Here is an 18523-nt window from a genome sequence, read left to right on the forward strand (position 1 = left end):
CTCTTTTCTCAAATCCGCGTCGTAAAAAAACGCGTGTATTGACAAATATCAGGTTGTCACACGACCTACATTATCATACAAAATGAAAAAAATAGCAACGAGTTTTATTTTTCGACTTGACTTTTCTCATCATTTCCTATTTCTAGCAAACGTCCACGACATTTTCCACAAACATATTTTTTGATATCCACCCGTCGCTGCCGCCGAATCTCGCAGCCGCAATTTTGGCATCGATAGCGATGTTTCGCTGACCTTTTGGCAGGAGGTGCATAACGCAAGCCTCCCGTTCTTGCCAGCAATGCTTTAAAAGCAGGATCTTGGTGACGGTGACCAAGACCTGCTAAGTGCAAATGATAGTGACACAATTCATGCTTGATAATGCCGATAAAAACCTCCATCCCGTGTTCTGTGAGCATCGCTGGATTGAAATCCAAGTGGTGATCACTTAGATGGTAGCGGCCACCGGTTGTTTTTAAGCGAGAATTAAACACCGCTCGATGCGTGAATGGTTTGTTGAAAACAGACAGCGACAGCTCTTCCACCAAATGCTGCAATTCTTGTTGGGTCATTTTGCATTTCCCGGATCGACCATGGTTAAACTGATACGGCCTTTTTTGACATCTACTTGCTCGATCCAAACGGTTACGACATCACCGACGGAAACAACGTCTTTCGGATGCTTTACAAACGAACGGCTCAGCTTCGATAAATGCACCAGTCCATCTTGTTTGACACCGATATCAACGAAAGCACCAAAGTCGATCACATTTCGAACCGTTCCCTTCAGTTCCATTCCCGGTTTTAGATCCTCCATACTCAACACATCTTTACGCAATAATGGCGCTGGCATTTCATCACGCATATCGCGTCCAGGCTGCATTAACGCCTTTAGGATATCCGTGATGGTTTCTTTGCCGACTGACAATTTTGCGGAAAGCTCCGCTGGGCGTAGTTGGGCAAGTTTCGCTTTATTTTCTTCCATTTGCTCTTTCCCTAGCTCTGCTAAAGAAATACCCGCGATCACCAAAATTTCTTTGGCAGTGTCATAGCTTTCTGGATGGATACCGGTATTGTCCAAAATGACTTTTCCGCCAGGTATCCGCATAAAGCCGATCGCCTGTTCATAAGCTTTTGGTCCTAAGCGAGGGACTTTTTTCAGTTGATTCCGCTGCGTAAATACACCATTTTCTTCTCGATAAGTCACGATATTTTGAGCAGTGGTTTTATTTAAACCAGCTACATGCTGCAAGAGTGCCGCACTTGCGGTATTGACGTCAACGCCAACTTGGTTGACAACAGTCTCAACAACAAAATCCAATTGTTCAGCGAGGCGTTTTTGCGAAACGTCATGCTGGTATTGTCCGACGCCCACGGATTGTGGATCAATTTTGACTAATTCTGCCAAGGGATCTTGCAGACGGCGACCAATACTGATGGCGCTGCGTTCTTCCACTTGCAGATCAGGGAATTCTTGACGAGCGATCGGACTGGCAGAATAAACAGAAGCGCCTGCCTCATTCACGATCACATAATATACTTCTTGATCGATCAATTTTAATTGTTCAGCGACGAATTGCTCTGATTCCCGACTCGCAGTCCCATTACCGATTGCGACCATCTCGACTTTATAGGTTTGTAATAAGCGACGAAACGCTGGTCCGGCAGCTTCTCGCTTATTCATAGGCGCTGGTTTATGAGGATAGATCACTTCGATCGCTAGTACTTTTCCAGTCTCATCAATGACGGCTAGTTTACAGCCTGTACGATACGCTGGATCAAAACTTAAAACGACTTTGCCCTTCAATGGCGGCTGCAGCAACAGATTGCGAAGATTTTCTCCAAAAATCGCAATTGCTTGTTCGTCAGCTTTTTCTGTCAATTCATTGCGGATCTCTCGTTCGATGGCTGGTGAAATAAACCGTTTCAGCGCATCAGCAGCTGCAGCTTCAACAAAACCGGCTGCGGGTGAATCCCTATTCGTGATCAATTTGCGACGTAGGTAATCCATGATTTTTTCTTCATCTGCCACAAGGGCGACCTTCAAGATGTCTTCTTGTTCCCCACGATTAGTGGCTAAAATTCGGTGGGATACCATCTTATTGATAGGATGCTGGAAATCGTAATACATTTCATAAACGTCTTTTTCATCTTTTTCAGCATTTTTGACCGTGCTTTGATACAGTCCTTTGTTTGTGTAATAGCTGCGGATCCAACTACGAAACTCTGCAGTATCACCAACGCCTTCTGCAATGATTTCGTGCGCACCTGCTAAGGCATCTTCTACAGTAGGAACAGCATCACTGATAAATTCGGTCGCTTTTTCTTGAACGTCACCTGCTTTTGGTAAGCTTAACAGCCACTGAGCAAATGGTTCCAAGCCGTTCTCTTTGGCGATCGTCGCTTTGGTGCGTCGTTTTTGTTTATAAGGACGATACAAGTCTTCGACGGCCTGCATTTTTGTCGCAGCTAAAATCGCCTGTGATAGTTCAGGCGTTAGCTTTTCTTGTTCTTCTATCAAACGCAAAACCTCTTGCTTGCGTTTCTCTAAGTTTTCTAAGTACTGGTATCGCTCTTCAATTTCTCGAATCTGAACTTCGTCAAGTCCATTCGTCATTTCTTTACGGTAGCGGGCAATAAAGGGGACGGTATTTCCTTCTTGCAATAACTGCAAAACCGTACTGATTTGTTTTTGGGTAAAAGCGGTTAATTCTTGTTGTACTAAATCAAGTACCTCTTGATTCATTTCTGCCATTTGTTCTCACCTTTCCTTTGTTGCTTTTGCTATTTTAACATAAAAAAGACAGCCATTGAGCGAACAAGATTGCACGAAAACAATGTTGCTTTCGCGACTCTTGTTATGGCTGCTTTTGTCTTTTCTCAAAAAGACTTTTAAAAGTCTGGTTGCCAAGGACCTGCTAAATTTTGGTATTCGATGTCCTGAACGATCCCTTTGTCATCAAAAATCACGCCATGCACCGATCCACCAAATACTGCCCCGCCATCGATGCCGATTTTGTCGTCTTGTTGCCATAGATCCGTCGTCTGCATATCGCCATGCAGCATGGGCGTGATGGTATGGCCAAAAACGATCGTTTTTCCTGTACGGTTTTTTCCTTTATGAAACGGCTCGCGAATCCAGATAAAATCATGGTCTGCGGTCTTACGCCAATCTTTTTTACTTAAATCCACGCCCGCATGAACAAAGAGATACTTTCCCCATTCGTAATAAAGCGGTCGCTCCATCAAAAACTCTATTAAGTCTCGATAGCTACTGCGGATCATTAAGGCGATTTCCGTCGGCGAATACTCCTCAGTAGCGCCTGTATGCAAAAGACTTTCAATCGTTTCTTTGCCGCCATTGCGTACGTAAGCGGCAAACCAATCCTCAGGGGCATTTAGAAATTGCAGAAAATACTCCTCGTGATTGCCGCGTAAATAAATCGCTTGGTATTCTTCGACTAACTTTTTTCCCAGAAAAAAACACTCTTTTGACTTCGGCCCCCGATCATTTAAGTCTCCAATCAAAAGCAGCTGATGGAGCTTAGGGTCATAATCGGTAAGAAGTTTTTTAAACAGATCGGCCATTCCATGAATATCACTGATTGCATATAGATAGTTTTGCATAGTCATTTCCTCCTTAAAGGCAATTGATTCTCTTGTTATCAATTTTAGACCTTTGCCTGTAAAATGTCTTGCAATAAAACGAAAAAACCAACCATTTGTCCTGAACAGTACGACAACATAAAGTCGGGTTCAAAAGGACGAATGATTGGTTACGATCGACAAAAGCTATTTTCCTGAAACAGCAAAATAATTGCCATCCGGATCGGCAAAATTGAAAACCAGTTGTTCTTCCATCTGAATCAATTCACCCACTTCTGCTTCCATCTCTAAAAGCTTCTTATAAAGTGTCGTAATATCTTCTGCAAAAAACATGATCGATGGGGAATTCAAAGCGACTTCAGGTGAATGTGTTTCGATAAACTCACGGTCATATAAGACAAAATGTGCCTCCGCCTCTTTTGATGGCGCGATTTCAACGACGGATGTTCCATCAACGGTTTGTTGCTCAATGATCACAAACCCTAGTTCTTGCCAAAACTCAACTGCTTTCGTCACATCGTCGACATATAGCATCACTTGCATTTGATTGGAAAACAATGGGCATCCCTCCTATTTCTCGTTATTCGTCTGCTTCCTTCGCTTCTTGCGCAGCGTTCGAATTGGTATTAAAGTTCAATTGTAAACCTGGTTTGTCGGTCACGATCTCTGTCACTTCATAAGTCAAGCGTTTGACGATATCAAACAAGGGCTCAACCAAGCGATCGGTTTCGGCTTTCGTCAAATCCTCTCCAGAATTGACTTTGCGATTCAAAATATGATTGACTTGTCCGACACGTCCTGACAAAACGTAATCAGGGAACACCAATTGGAACTCTAAGCGGGCACCAATAATACTGTTTTTTTCCATATATTCTTCATCTTTGACTTTTAACGGCGCAAAGCCGACATTCAATTTTGTTTCCATTTCTTTGTCTTTCGGTTTCATGTCGAAATGATATGCTTCAACGATCGGTTGTTGTCTTTTTAATTCCACTAGATTCACACTCCTTATCTAAAAGTATAGCATAACCTTTTCTTTGAGCCTACTGTATTCTTTAGACAATAAAAAAAACGGCAAGTGCCGTTTTAATTTGCTTCTTTTAGTGTTGCTAGGTAGTCCAATGCATCTTGGACATTGGCGATCGGAACGATTTTCATGTCTGTGTCTAACTTCTTCGCGGCTGCCACTGCCTCTTCGTAATTCGTTTTAATGGAAGGATCTATTTCACGCTCTTCATCAGTGATTTCATCGTCCGGAGCAAAAAAGATTTCTGCTCCACTTTCGCTGGCACTCGCTACTTTTTTGTCAATCCCACCGATTCGACCAACCGTCCCATCAGCTGAGATCGTTCCGGTTCCAGCAATATTATGGCCTTTACGCAAGTTATCTCCAGTTAGCTGTTCATAGATTTCAAGGGTGAACATCAACCCAGCTGAAGGCCCACCGATATTGCCAGAATCGATCACGATCTCTTCATCAGAAGTGATCTCTGTATGATCGACGAGCGAGATACCGATACCTGCTTTTTGATTGCTTTCCAGTTCAATTAATTTGCCTTTTGCTTCTTTTTCTTCGCCATCTTGCAAGTAAGTCACGGTGATCTCATCACCAATGGTTTGACTTTGTACATAGTCGATAAAGTCTTGGCTACTTTTAAATTCTTTGCCATTGACAGCGGTGACTGTATCTCCAACGGATATTTTCCCCGCAAAACTGGAATTTGGATCGATCCCCATGACATAGACCCCTTTATAGGTCATTTCATAAGGCAAGTCTGCCAGCTTTAATGCTTGCTCAATCGCACTATTTTGCGAGGATTCCATATAATAGCGCTGGATGCGATTGTACTCCTCATCTGTCGCACCGCCTAAAAGTTCTTCCTCACTGATCAAGTCTTGAAATTCATTGAATTTCGTTCCAATCGCCGTAAACACGGTAGCCTGTCGAATCCCGACACTGGTTAAGGAAAAGGAGCCGGCTGAGGTGTCTTCTTTTTGATTGACGGTAATCAATTCTTTTAAATCGATCGTTGCACCAGGTTGCTCGATATAATAAGGAATCGGCAAAAAGGCACAGGCTGCGATGATCAGTGCTAAAACAAACAAGAGAACATATTTGATCGTTGATTTAAGATTCATTGGTATCACGCTTCTTTACTATAGCATCGTAGATATTTTGTGGTAAATATTCCGCCACATCGCCGTTAAAGGTTAAGATTTCTTTCAACAAACTGGAGCTGATGAAACTATGCTTTGCATCTGCTAAAAGAAAGACGGTCTTTAGGGAAGGTTCTAAGTGATGATTCATTTCCATGATGTCCCGCTCATACTCATAATCTTTCACACTGCGAATGCCTCTAAGCAGAAACTGTGCGCCTAGTTTTTTCGCGATCGTGACCGTCAGCTCCGTTTCTTGCGCCAGAATCTTGACGTTTGGAATATGAGCGAGGGCTTCTTCAATTAGATGAACTTTTTCTTCACTTGTAAAAAAACTTTTTTTATTGGTATTTGTAAAAACACCCACGATCAGTTCATCAAAAAGCGTTGCGCCTCGCTCAATCAGATCCACATGACCTGACGTCAGCGGATCAAAACTTCCTGGAAATAAAGCAATCTTTTTCATGTTATCCCTCATTTCTATAGATCGTCACCGCAGATATGCCATAGGTTTGGGCGCGCATCAAATGCAAAGAACCAATCTTTTCTGGCAAGACGATGGACTTATCTGTTTCGCAAACCACATAAGCAAACGGACGAATCAATTCATCCTTCAGCATAGCTTCTAGCTGTTGCAGGATCTCTTGCTTTGCGTAAGGTGGATCTAAAAATAGATAGTCAAAACTTTGTCCCTCAGCTGCAAACTGGCGTAAGGCTTGATTGGCATCCATTTTTAGTACCGTGAACTTTTCTGGTTCTTTGGTTATTGCAATATTTTCACGGATCACTTTGATAGCTGGAAAACTACGGTCGACACAAACGGCATGCTCCGCACCACGAGAGACCGCTTCGATCGCTAAGCCCCCACTCCCACTAAACAGATCCAGTACAACTCCTCCATCTAAATATTGCCCTAACATGTTAAAGATCGCCCCTTTTACTTTGTCTGTCGTGGGGCGAGTGTTATCTCCAGCAAGACTTTTTAATCTGCGGCCACTATATTCTCCGGCTACTACACGCATGCGTTTTTCCCTCCAAGATCTTCGTAAATACAAATATAGCACTGTTTCTATAAATAGCAATAAAAAAATGGCGGTGACTCAAGGCACCCCCACTTTTTTATTACACGTTTTCTGCCAATCGAATCATCGTATTTTTTTCTTCGATATCAAACCCTTCATCTTTCACTGGATAGGCTGCTGATGTACCAATTTTTTCAGCAAAATCCATTTCGACATCTGGTCGATAGGAAGCTTCAACTTGTCGAACAAAGTGAAACTGCTCGATTTTTGTTTTTTTGCTTTCGTATTCTTCTTCGTTCAAATACATGACCACGTATTTCATTTTGCGTGACACATAATGAACGAAGCCAAAACGACGCAAATTTTTTAGTTGACGTAGGCTGTAGACCCATACGATCAATCCTCGACGCTTCTGCATCGTAAAAGGCGTTTTATCCTCGTGCATGACAATTTCCTCCACAACTTGATTTTGATTGAAAAAAAGGACTTCCAGCATCCACTTTGACAGTTGGTGAAAAACACGTAGAAATCGCTACGGTCAGTTCATCCAGCAAACGCTGCAGCTGCGTTTCACTCCAGCGGTACTCGCTCACTTGCTCATTGAGATCCAGCTGTCGCTTAGCTGTGCGCATCGCACGCTTTTTCTCTTTGAAATCAGGGGCATATGCGCCGTACGCTTCAATTCTTTCAAAATCCAGCTTTTTTTCTAAAAACGTTCGCATCAATTCCTGAGCAACAGGATCTTGATGCATGGTTTGTTTCGCTATTTGATAGTTTCTACACGTTTCACTCGCTTTGATTGCCGTCACAAGTGAATCGATTTGATCTTCAATCTCGAAAAAGGCTTCATCGTAAATCATTTGATGTACTATCCTCGGTCCCTTCTACATCTTCTTGCACTAAGACTACCATATTTGCTTCAGAAAAAGCAATTCCTATCTTTTCTGATTGTTCATGGGTCAAACGTTCAGTAAATCTTGGGTTACTGAACCAAGATAAAATAGTAAAGGTTGGATCATAGACAGGCGCTTCAAAAATCGAAGCAGAAGCCTCTAACTCCTTCGCTGCTAATAACTCCTGCCACTCATCGTTCGTCAAAACAAAATTACTCGTTATTTCCGAAGAAAGAGCACGTTGATAGGAATGGATGCGTTGAGAGGTCAAATGATCCGATAGATTATTCGTCAAATCTGCTAAAAGTCCGACCGCATCTTGATGCGTCTGGGTATCTTGTACAAAGCTTTCTAAACCGATTTGATTACGAAGCTTATCAATAATGACAAAGGCTAACGTCTCTTTTTCAAGATCAGCTTGTGCTTGGTCAATCGTTTGCGAAACTTGAAACAGCGGTCGTTCTCCTTCTGTCAAGGGATAGGGCGCTAACTTAAGCAGGGTCGTCTGATCCAAATAAGTGATCGCCTGCAGTTGAGCTGTCTCTTGATCAAAGAATAAAACAGCAAATGTCCCATTATCAAACGCTACTAAGGGTCGGTAGTTCATATCTTCTTCCATCAATTCAAAACTGATGGTGCGATCATTTTGTGTCAAGGTAAAATTTGGATAAATCATGGTCAGCTCAGTCAAGTCAGTCAAGGTCATGCCCATTGCAAAGGGCGCTAGGGAAGATCCCCCGGCGCCGATCACTTTGATTGCCTGCACACTCTCACCATCAGTATTGATCTCAACATATTGCTGATCGTCTAATTGATTGTAGACCCGAATTTCAAACTCGTAGCCCGAGCGATACGTTTGAACTGGAAGCCCGTAGATTTCTTCAAAGTCAGAAACAGGCTCCCCAATCAATTCAGCTAATCCTTGGGCTGCGATTGGTTCGTAATTCATGGTCGTTGGTGCTTTGATTGGGTTCTCGATCGTCATTCTTGAATCTGAAGCGTTTTGCATGAATACTGGCTGCAAATACACGATTATCAGGGCTAGGACAAATAAGCCGCAAAATAATAATCCCCTTCGCTTCATCTGCTGATCGACTCCTTATTTTTCTTTGACTTCAATCAGAAGGTCTCCTGACTGGATTGGTTCCCCATCGGTTACGTAAACATGCTCAACTACACCAGAAAAGCGAGCTTCGACGGAAGTTTCCATCTTCATCGCTTCAGTGACCATCAACGTCTGTCCACGTGCTACTCGGTCACCTTTTTTGACTAATACTTCTAAAACTGAACCACTCATGGACGCACCGATTTGTTCTTTGTTCGTTGGCTCTGCTTTGCGTTTTGTTTGAACAGAACTGATGATCGAACTATCTTTCACAACGATTTCTCGTCGTTGACCGTTCAAGTTAAAGAAGAGGGTCCGATTGCCTTCGATATCTGGTTCACCGATTTCATCGAGACGAATGATCAAAATTTTGCCTTTTTCTAATTCGACATTGATCGTTTCGCCTAAGCGCATACCATTAAAGAAGGTTGGTGTATCAAGGACTTTTACATCGGCAAACTGCTCATACGCTTTTCGATAATCAAGGAAGACTTGCGGATACATCAAGTAGCTCAAGACTTCTTCGTGTTTTGGTTCATAGCCGATTTTTTCAGCTAGTTCTTGTTTCACTTCGGCAAAATCAACTGGTTTGGCAAAGGCTCCTGGACGTTCCGTAAAGGCTGGGCGTCCTTTTAAGATAATGCGTTGCAATTCTTTCGGGAAACCACCGACTGGCTGACCTAACTCGCCTTGGAAGAAGGTGATCACTGATTCTGGGAAACTCAATGTATCGCCTTTTTCAAAAATATCTTTTTCTGACAAGCCATTTTGTACCATGAAGAGCGCCATATCGCCCACGACTTTCGAAGAAGGTGTCACTTTCACGATGTCTCCAAACATCATATTGACTTCATGATACATTTCTTTGATTTCATCCCATTTTTCGCCTAAACCAACGGCTTTGGCTTGTTGCTGGAGATTGGTATATTGTCCTCCTGGCATCTCATGCTTGTACACTTCCGTTTGAGGGGCGTTCAAGCCATTTTCAAAGGAATGGTAGTACATGCGGACATCTTCCCAATAGTGATTCAATTGTTGGATATTATCCACATTGATCTCTGGGCAACGCTCGCCGTTTAAAAGAGCATAATACAAACTACTCATACTTGGCTGACTCGTTGCGCCACTGATAGCTGACATAGCGACATCCACGATATCAACGCCAGCTTTGGTAGCTGCTGAGTAAGTGATAATCCCATTCCCGCTGGTATCATGCGTGTGCAGATGGATCGGTACATCGATCGTATCTTTTAACTCACTGATCAAACGATAAGCCGCTTGCGGTTTTAATAATCCAGCCATATCCTTGATCGCAATAATATGGGCACCAAGATTTTGCAATTCTTTTGCCATATCTTTGTAATATTGTACCGAATATTTTTGGCGGGATGGATCATTGATATCCCCTGTATAACAAATCGTCGCTTCTGCAATTTTCCCCGTATCACGAACAGCTTGGATACTTTTTTCCATTTGTGGGACCCAGTTCAAACTATCAAAGATTCGGAATACATCGATTCCTTGTGCCGCAGATTCTTTGATGAATTCTTCCAAAACATTGTCTGGATAATTGGAATACCCGACAGCGTTGGAGCCTCTAAACAACATTTGTAAGAGTGTATTCGGCATTTTTTTCCTGAACATCCGCAATCTTTCCCATGGATCTTCTGTTAAGAAACGGTATGCAACGTCAAAGGTTGCCCCACCCCACATTTCACTTGAGAACAATTGTGGTAGGCCAGCTTCCGTCATCGCGGCAATTTTCTTAAAATCATGGGTTCTTACACGAGTTGCCAACAAACTTTGATGGGCATCTCGGAAGGTTGTATCCGTCAGTAAGACATTCTTTTGTTGACCGATCCATTCAACGACACCCTCGGCACCTTTCGTATCTAAAATATTTTTGGCGCTGACAAAATCAGGCGTTGCTTGGATGTGTTGTGGCATCCGTGGTTCATTGTAGAAAGGTTTCTTTTGTTTTTCGATTCCCGGGAATCCATTGATCGTGATTTCACCGATATACTTCATGGTTTTGTTTCCACGGTCACGAATCCGAGGGAAATTGAATAGTTCTGGCGTATTGTCGATAAAGGTGGTTTTGGCTTCACCTGAACGAAAGGCTGGATGAGAAACAACATTACGCATAAAGAGAATGTTTGTTTTTACACCACGTACTCGGAATTCTTTCAGACAGCGCATCATTTTTTGAATTGCTTGGTCGAACGAAACAGCATGCGTACAGACTTTTACAAGTAGCGAGTCGAAATAAGGGGTTACCACTGCACCGGCATAAGCATTTCCGACATCTAAACGAACCCCAAACCCACCTGGAGAGCGGTAGGTATCGATCTTACCAGTATCTGGCATAAAATTATTCGCTGGATCTTCTGTCGTCACGCGGCATTGGATCGCAACACCCTCAAAGCGAATGTCTTTTTGTTCAGGAATTCCGATTTCTTTATGCAAGTCTTTGCCTTGTGCAATCAAAATTTGTGTCGTCACGATGTCTAAATTGGTGATCATTTCAGTGATCGTATGTTCCACTTGGACCCGTGGGTTTACTTCGATAAAGTAGAATTTGTCGCCCTCTACTAAAAATTCCACGGTTCCAGCATTGATATAGCCGACATGCTTCATTAGTTGAACGGCTGCTTGGCATATTTTTTCCCGTTGTTCATCAGTCATTGACACACAAGGTGCCACCTCGACTACTTTTTGGTGGCGGCGCTGAACCGAGCAATCACGTTCAAATAAGTGAACGACGTTTCCGTGCGTATCTCCTAAAATTTGGACTTCAATATGTTTTGGATTACTAATGTATTTTTCAACGTAGACTTCATCGCTACCAAATGCCGCTTTGGCTTCACTTTTGGCACGTTCGTAGCCGTCTCTTGCTTCTTTTTCATCATGAGCGACACGCATGCCTCGCCCACCGCCCCCAAGGGCTGCTTTGATCATGATTGGATAATCATGTTCGTTTGCAAAAGCTAAAACGTCATCGATCGATGCAACTGGACCGTCAGAGCCAGGAATCGATTGAATCCCTGCCTCGATCGCTGCTGCTTTTGCTTTGATCTTGTCGCCAAAAATATCTAAATGATGGGTGGATGGTCCGATGAAAATCAAACCTTCTTCTTCACAGCGTTGAGCAAATCCCAGATTTTCTGATAAAAAGCCGTATCCAGGATGGATTCCTTCGGCACCGGCCTTTTTCGCCGTGCGAATGATATCTTCAATGTCTAAATACGCATCGATCGGACGTTTGCCTTTCCCTACTAAATACGCTTCGTCTGCTTTAAAGCGATGGACGGAGTATTCATCCTCCGCAGCATAAATTCCGACAGTTTTGATCCCAAGTTCCGCACATGCGCGGAAGACACGGATCGCGATTTCTCCACGATTGGCAACAAGAATTTTCTTCATCTAATCCACTCCATTCAATTGATCAATAATTCAAATAAACCTGTTTCCTCTTTTCTTCGGCACTGATATTTAACACAAAACCGATACAAATCGATAGCATCAGCAAGCTTGATCCACCTTGACTTAGAAATGGGAAAGTGATTCCCGTCAACGGGATCAAACCAGTGATTCCACCTAAGTTGATAAAAATCTGAGACATAAATAATGTCCCTATCCCTATACACATCATGGAATTAAAGGGATCTCTTGAACGGATACCGACAAGAAAGATTCGTCCCACCATATAGAACAAAACACCTAAAATGATGATCGATGGGATCAGCCCTAATTCTTCCATAACGATCGAAAATATATAATCGGTGTGCGCTTCGTTTAAGAAGCCACGTTTTTGGATACTATTTCCAAGCCCGCGCCCGAACAGCCCACCGTTGAACATTGCGTAATACCCATTCACCATTTGATGACCTGTATTGTATTCATCAGCAAACGGGTTCAAAAAAGATGAAAAACGACTATAGACATAGTCGGGTAAAAGCTTACCACCGGTTAGATTCACAAACAAGACGATCAACATACTACCGATAATACCTGCCACACCTAATATTAAGGTATACAGGTAATTCAATCCGCTAGACAATAACACGACAAATGCCAGCAACATAACGATTACAGCATTCCCTAAGTCGGGATAAAGTGCCATGATCCCGGTGTAGACAAAAACGATTCCGATTGGACGCCAAACCGTTTTCCAAAATTCTTGTTGGATACCTTTTTGACGATAAGATAGCGTCACCGATAAAAACCAAATCACAATAAACTTTAAATACTCTGCTGGTTGAATGGAAAAGCCAGCAATCGATAACCAACCGAGTGCCCCATTTCTTCTTGGGAAAAAGAAGGCAGCGATCAATAAAAACAAGATGACGATCATGGCGATCTGGACAAATTTTTTGTTCCGAAAAACATCCGTTTTCATTTTATACATGACAGTGATCGCTATTAGGCTCACCAACCAAAATAATGTTTGATTGATGACGTAAGAAGCAGCTGTGGTCGGTTGTGCGGCGGTCATCGCAACGTAAGATGTGGAACTATAAACCATCATCAAGCCCGTGACACACATAACAATATATGGTAATAAAATACTATAATCTAATAAATGTCTTTTCTTAACTTTCTCTGGCAAGTTTATGCCTCCTTGCCGATGTCAGGTGTCCGCTGGTCCTCGTAGACCTCGCTATACAATTGGTTCAAATCTTTTTCAAGATCCGCCATCAATTGCTGCCCTGTTTGATTATCAACGATCCCCAAGCGGATCGCAAATGCCACTTGTCGTGATAGACCATACATCTGGGTATCAACCACTTCTTCAAATGCTTTGCATTGTGCGATACATAAACTATTTTCTTGGTTTCGGATCAGCTTTTTGATTCGTTCTGCGTCATCTCTCAGCAGATCAAGCGCTTTTGTAGAATCGATTTGCTCCATTCCGGTCCCCCCATTTCTTCGTTTCACCATTATAGCATATTCTTATTCGCTTTTGCATCCATAGATTGGATAGAAATGCGGAAATAACGAACTTTAATGAGCATATATTCGAAAAGTTCGCTTTTTGATGATTATCATTCGTGTTTTGGAAATTTTATTCGTTTTATTTATATGATCCGCGCTCGATCTCGTGAAACAAAGACGAATCGTGAAACACTTTATAAAAAACGACCTTTACTAAAATTTAAGAAAAGCTATTCTATCAAGTATTCGAAAAAAAATCGGTGCCTGCTTTTCCACAATTACGTTTTAAAAAAAGAACAGGTCCAAAAGTCCCTGTTCTTTCAACTCGCATGAAAAGAAAAATCGTTTACTTTGTTTCGTCGCCGATCTTGCCATCCCCATTGATGTCCTCATCGGAAAGACGTTCGACTTCTTTAATAAAACCTTCGCTCATCTCTTGATAATTTTGCTCACCAACGACCGCATCGTCAGGGATTTGATCGACATTTGCAAAAAACTCAATATGATTGTGTAGGTTTTCAAAGCGCATAGGAGCATCTCCGCCGTATTCGCCATCAAGGTTGATCATTAAACGATTGACCTGTTCTGGTGCGTCTACTTCAAGAAAAGATGTTTTCGTATAAATCAGACGACGATCGTTGATGTGTTTTCCACCATTCATCATTAAAGCAACTAAGTGGACGATCTCAAAAATATTGGCCGTTTTGACAATGATCAACGAAAATTTCCCATCGTCAAGCTTTGCATCAGGCGCAATCTGTTCAAAGCCCCCCACTGAGTTCGTCAGCCCTAAAAAGAACATCGACGCTCCGCCAATGTATTCTCCGTCTTCATACTTTAGATGCATTTTGATTGGTTTGACACGAGGGAGTAATTCCGCTCCTTTTGCTAGATAAGCTAAGTAGCCAAAAACACTTTTCAGTTCAGAAGGAACATCGTAGGTCAATTCCGTTAAGTGCCCACCAGCAGCAATGTTGATAAAATACGTGTTGGGTGTTTTTCCGACATCCATTTTCACTGTCTGCTGCTTCAAAATCACTTCCGCAGCTGCTTTGATATCCGTACGGGGAATCTTTAGTGCTCGTGCGTAGTCATTGGTCGTGCCTCCAGGAATGATCGCCATTTTTGGTCGCTTTTCTAAAGGAGCGATCCCATTGACGACTTCATTGATCGTGCCATCCCCACCGGCAGCTACCACCAAATCAAAACCAGCTTCGCCGGCTCTTCTTGCTTCATCACGAGCGGAAAATGGCGCAGCGGTCGTGGCAAATGCACTCGCCTCATAACCGCCAGTTTCCAAAACATCTAAAATATCTGCTAAGTTTTTTCGAATCAATTCTTTCCCAGATGTCGGGTTGTAGATTACTCTTGCTCTTTTCATCGCTTGCCTCTTATCGCTTTGCTAGTTCTTCTTGCAACAGCTTGTTCACAACACCTGGATTCGCTTGTCCTTTGGTTGCTTTCATGATTTGACCAACTAAGAAACCGACTGCGCGGTCTTTTCCGTTTTTGAAGTCATCGACGGATTGTTGGTTGTTATCTAATACTTCATTGATCATTGGTAGTAATTGCGCAGGATCTGATAATTGGATCAATCCTTTGGCTTTTACGACTTCTTCAGCGTCACCGCCGTTTGTGATCAACTCTTTGAAGACTTTTTTCGCAATCTTCGAACTGATCGTGCCATCGGCGATCAAACGAATCATTCCCGCTAAATTGTCTGGGGTTAATTTCGTTTCTGGCAGTTCCAATTTCTCGCTGTTCAGATACGCTGAAACTTCACCCATCAACCAGTTAGAAGCTTGTTTAGGATCAGCACCAGCATCGATGGTTTTTTCAAAGAAATCGGACATTTCTTTTGATAAAGTCAAGACCATTGCATCATATTCTGGTAAGCCCAATTCAGAGATGTAACGGGCACGACGTTTTTGCGGCATTTCTGGCAAGCTTTGACGTACACGTTCGATCCATTCATCATCGATCACAAACCGTGGGATATCTGGTTCTGGGAAGTAACGATAATCAGAAGAACCTTCTTTGACACGCATCAATAAGGTTTTGCTGGTTGCTTCATCAAAACGTCGAGTTTCTTGTTGGATCTCGCCTCCAGAAAGCAATACTTTGGCTTGGCGTTTTTCCTCAAATGCCAACCCTTTTTTCACGAAGGACATAGAGTTTAAGTTTTTCAGTTCTGTTTTTGTTCCGAATTGTTCTTGGCCGTAAGGTCGCAACGAAATATTCGCATCACAACGCATAGAACCTTCTTCCATCTTCACATCGGATACTTCTGTAAACAAGATGATTGAACGCAACGCTTCTAGATACGCATATGCTTCTTCTGGTGAACGCATATCCGCTTCGGAAACGATCTCGATCAAAGGGGTTCCTTGACGATTTAGATCAACATAAGAATAACCGCCTTTGCCGTGCATGTTTTTCCCAGCATCTTCTTCCAAATGAACTCGCTCGATGCGAATCTTTTTCTTTTTGCCTTCCACTTCGATCTCGATCCACCCATCATGACCGATCGGTTGATCGAATTGCGAAATTTGATACGCTTTTGGATTGTCGGGATAGAAATAGTTTTTGCGGTCGAAATGCGTTTCTTTTGAGATTTCACAATTCAGCGCAAGCGCAGCTTTCATCCCAAATTCGATAGCCGCTTTGTTCATTACTGGTAAAACACCTGGATAGCCCCAGTCGATCACATTCGTGTTGCTATTTGGTTCAGCGCCAAAGTGAGCAGGTGCTGGAGAAAAAATCTTTGATTCTGTTTTTAATTCTACGTGGACTTCAAGCCCAATGACTGTTTCGAAGTTCATGCCTTATCCCCTCCTAAAATCACTGGTTTTTTCGTGTGGAAATCAGTTGCTTGTTCAAAGGCATACGCCGCTTTATACATGGTTGCTTCATCAAAATGTTTCCCAATGATCTGCAAGCCGACTGGCAGTCCTTCAGAAAAACCTGCTGGGATCGACATCCCTGGCAGTCCTGCTAAGTTCACAGGAATGGTTAAAATATCATTCAAGTACATGGTGATCGGATCATTGATGTTTTCTCCAATACCAAATGCTACCGTTGGGGAAGCTGGGCCAATGATCAAGTCGTATTGGCTGAAGACCTTATCGAAATCTTGTTTGATCAACGTCCGTACTTGACCGGCTTTTTTGAAGTAGGCATCGTAGTAGCCAGCACTTAGTGAAAACGTACCTAACATGATCCGTCGTTTTACTTCTTCCCCGAATCCTTCACTGCGAGAATTGACATAGACATCTTCTAGATTGCTGACATTTTCTGAACGGAAACCATAACGAATACCGTCAAAACGTTGCAAATTAGAACTTGCTTCAGAAGAAGCGATGATATAGTAAACGGCTACCCCGTATTTTGAGTGTGGCAAGCTGACTTCTTCCACAGTCGCTCCTAACGCACGGAAAGTGTCCGCTGCTTTTAAGATTGCTTCTCGAACGCCTGCTTGGATCCCTTCACCTAAGTATTCTTTTGGCAAAGCGACTTTCATACCTTTGATATCACCCGTCAAACCTGCTGTAAAATCAGGAACAGCAGCGCCTGCTGACGTACTATCTTTCGCATCAAACCCACTGATGGCATTTAATGCAAAGGCATTGTCTTTCACACCACGCGTCATCGGACCAATTTGATCTAAAGATGATGCAAACGCGATCAGACCAAAACGAGAAACCCGTCCGTAGGTTGGCTTCATCCCGACGATCCCATTGAAAGCTGCTGGTTGACGAATCGAACCACCCGTATCGCTACCTAATGATAGGGGAACTTGTCCAGCTGCAACGGCAGCTGCCGAGCCACCTGATGAACCACCAGGTACTTTTGTTTCGTCCCAAGCGTTTTTCGTTTTCTTAAAGAACGACGTTTCGGTACTTGCGCCCATGGCAAATTCATCCATATTTAACTTACCAACTGGAATCATGTCTGCTTGGTAAACTTTGTCCATAACGGTCGCATCGTAAATTGGATCAAAATTACCTAAGATTTTTGAAGCAGCTGTTGTCCGCAAATCTTTGGTAACGATGTTGTCTTTGATTCCGATTGGAATTCCCGCCAACACATTGCTTTCAGTGATGCCTTTTTGATCGATGGCTTGTGCCAATTCCTGCGCTTTTTCTTCATTCAACGCTAAAAACGCATCGACTTTCGGCTCTGTTTCTTTAATGCGAGCAAAGGTTTCGCTCGTTAAGTCTGTTGCAGTAATTTCCTTTGACACTAATAAGCTGTGTAATTCTTCTAAGCTTTTTTTATATAATTCAGTCATTAGGCACCCGCCTCCCCATTATCAATGATTGCAGGCACTTTGATAAAGCCTTCTTCGGATTCTGGAACATTTTTCATTAATTCATCACGGTCCCAGCCGCCGGTCGTTACATCTTCACGCATCACGTTGATCGTTTCTGCGACATTCGATGTGAATGGTACTCCTGTGGTGTCCACTTCTTCAAGTGTTTCAACCATATCAATAATTTTCCCTAGCTGAGAGGTAAACTCATGTAATTCATCGTCTGAGAATGAAAGTTTTGCTAGTTTGGCAACGTGTTTGACTTGTTCTTCGCTGATCGCCATAAAATCCTCCTCTTTCTCGTATCCGTAATTTACGTTTACGTTTTTCCAATGTATTGTATCATTTTTTTAACAAATCATGAAATAGAATTTGAAAATTATCAAATATAATTGCAAATAAAAGCAGAAATCATTTCTTTCCTCGTAGTGCAGGGAAGAAATGATTTCAATTAGACAAGAAAAAACAACTGCTTCTCGTCTGTGACAATGCTTAA

General features: G+C 42.6%; 18 protein-coding genes. All 18 read right to left on the reverse strand.

Annotated features, from left to right (window positions below):
- Nucleotides 1-104 precede the first annotated feature (104 nt).
- Nucleotides 105-569, reverse strand: coding sequence for a SprT family protein (locus ECA1_RS06765; RefSeq protein WP_060792050.1), 465 nt, complete (start codon nt 567-569; stop codon nt 105-107).
- Nucleotides 566-2752: a Tex family protein gene (locus ECA1_RS06770; protein ID WP_060792051.1), complete on the reverse strand. Its 2187-nt coding sequence runs from the start codon at nt 2750-2752 to the stop codon at nt 566-568. The genes ECA1_RS06765 and ECA1_RS06770 overlap by 4 nt, the downstream gene beginning before the upstream one ends.
- A gap of 137 nt (nt 2753-2889) precedes the next feature.
- Entirely contained in the window at nt 2890-3624 is a 735-nt protein-coding gene (locus ECA1_RS06775; RefSeq protein ID WP_005231330.1) for a metallophosphoesterase family protein, read from the reverse strand.
- Nucleotides 3625-3789: 165 nt separating this feature from the next.
- Nucleotides 3790-4161, reverse strand: a complete 372-nt coding sequence (locus ECA1_RS06780; RefSeq protein ID WP_005225991.1) for a VOC family protein — start codon at nt 4159-4161, stop codon at nt 3790-3792.
- 22 nt (nt 4162-4183) lie between these two features.
- Nucleotides 4184-4597, reverse strand: a complete 414-nt coding sequence (locus ECA1_RS06785) for a DUF1149 family protein (RefSeq protein WP_005225990.1) — start codon at nt 4595-4597, stop codon at nt 4184-4186.
- Between the two features lie 92 nt (nt 4598-4689).
- Complete coding sequence (locus ECA1_RS06790) at nt 4690-5742, reverse strand: SepM family pheromone-processing serine protease (protein ID WP_060792052.1); 1053 nt, start codon at nt 5740-5742, stop codon at nt 4690-4692.
- A complete protein-coding gene (gene coaD, locus ECA1_RS06795) occupies nt 5732-6226 on the reverse strand; it encodes a pantetheine-phosphate adenylyltransferase (protein WP_060792053.1) in 495 nt (164 codons plus the stop codon). The genes ECA1_RS06790 and coaD overlap by 11 nt, the downstream gene beginning before the upstream one ends.
- Nucleotide 6227: 1 nt before the next feature.
- A complete protein-coding gene (gene rsmD / locus ECA1_RS06800) occupies nt 6228-6782 on the reverse strand; it encodes a 16S rRNA (guanine(966)-N(2))-methyltransferase RsmD (RefSeq protein WP_060792054.1) in 555 nt (184 codons plus the stop codon).
- 100 nt (nt 6783-6882) lie between these two features.
- Nucleotides 6883-7227, reverse strand: coding sequence for a YlbG family protein (locus ECA1_RS06805; RefSeq protein ID WP_005225986.1), 345 nt, complete (start codon nt 7225-7227; stop codon nt 6883-6885).
- Nucleotides 7214-7642 (reverse strand): YlbF/YmcA family competence regulator, encoded by a 429-nt coding sequence (locus tag ECA1_RS06810; RefSeq protein WP_005225985.1) that lies wholly within the window; start codon nt 7640-7642, stop codon nt 7214-7216. The genes ECA1_RS06805 and ECA1_RS06810 overlap by 14 nt, the downstream gene beginning before the upstream one ends.
- Nucleotides 7629-8759 carry a CAP-associated domain-containing protein gene (locus ECA1_RS06815; protein ID WP_060792055.1) on the reverse strand — a complete coding sequence of 377 codons (1131 nt, stop codon included), beginning with the start codon at nt 8757-8759 and terminating at the stop codon, nt 7629-7631. The genes ECA1_RS06810 and ECA1_RS06815 overlap by 14 nt, the downstream gene beginning before the upstream one ends.
- Nucleotides 8760-8774: 15 nt before the next feature.
- A complete protein-coding gene (locus ECA1_RS06820; protein WP_060792056.1) occupies nt 8775-12203 on the reverse strand; it encodes a pyruvate carboxylase in 3429 nt (1142 codons plus the stop codon).
- A gap of 22 nt (nt 12204-12225) precedes the next feature.
- Nucleotides 12226-13389, reverse strand: a complete 1164-nt coding sequence (locus ECA1_RS06825; protein WP_060792057.1) for an FtsW/RodA/SpoVE family cell cycle protein — start codon at nt 13387-13389, stop codon at nt 12226-12228.
- A gap of 2 nt (nt 13390-13391) precedes the next feature.
- On the reverse strand, nt 13392-13691 hold the full coding sequence (locus ECA1_RS06830) for an Fpa/YlaN family protein (protein ID WP_010748186.1): 300 nt from the start codon (nt 13689-13691) through the stop codon (nt 13392-13394).
- Nucleotides 13692-14061: 370 nt separating this feature from the next.
- Entirely contained in the window at nt 14062-15096 is a 1035-nt protein-coding gene (locus tag ECA1_RS06835; RefSeq protein ID WP_010748185.1) for a diacylglycerol kinase, read from the reverse strand.
- Nucleotides 15097-15106: 10 nt separating this feature from the next.
- The gene (gene gatB / locus ECA1_RS06840; RefSeq protein WP_005225979.1) at nt 15107-16537 is read right to left on the reverse strand and encodes an Asp-tRNA(Asn)/Glu-tRNA(Gln) amidotransferase subunit GatB; all 1431 of its coding nucleotides are present in this window, start codon (nt 16535-16537) and stop codon (nt 15107-15109) included.
- Nucleotides 16534-18006: an Asp-tRNA(Asn)/Glu-tRNA(Gln) amidotransferase subunit GatA gene (gatA, locus tag ECA1_RS06845; RefSeq protein WP_010748184.1), complete on the reverse strand. Its 1473-nt coding sequence runs from the start codon at nt 18004-18006 to the stop codon at nt 16534-16536. Before gatA ends, gatB begins: the two co-directional genes overlap by 4 nt.
- Entirely contained in the window at nt 18006-18311 is a 306-nt protein-coding gene (gene gatC, locus ECA1_RS06850; protein ID WP_005225977.1) for an Asp-tRNA(Asn)/Glu-tRNA(Gln) amidotransferase subunit GatC, read from the reverse strand. Before gatC ends, gatA begins: the two co-directional genes overlap by 1 nt.
- Nucleotides 18312-18523: the final 212 nt, after the last annotated feature.

It is taken from the genome of Enterococcus casseliflavus NBRC 100478, from assembly GCF_001544095.1.
Taxonomy (GTDB): Bacteria; Bacillota; Bacilli; order Lactobacillales; family Enterococcaceae; genus Enterococcus_D; species Enterococcus_D casseliflavus.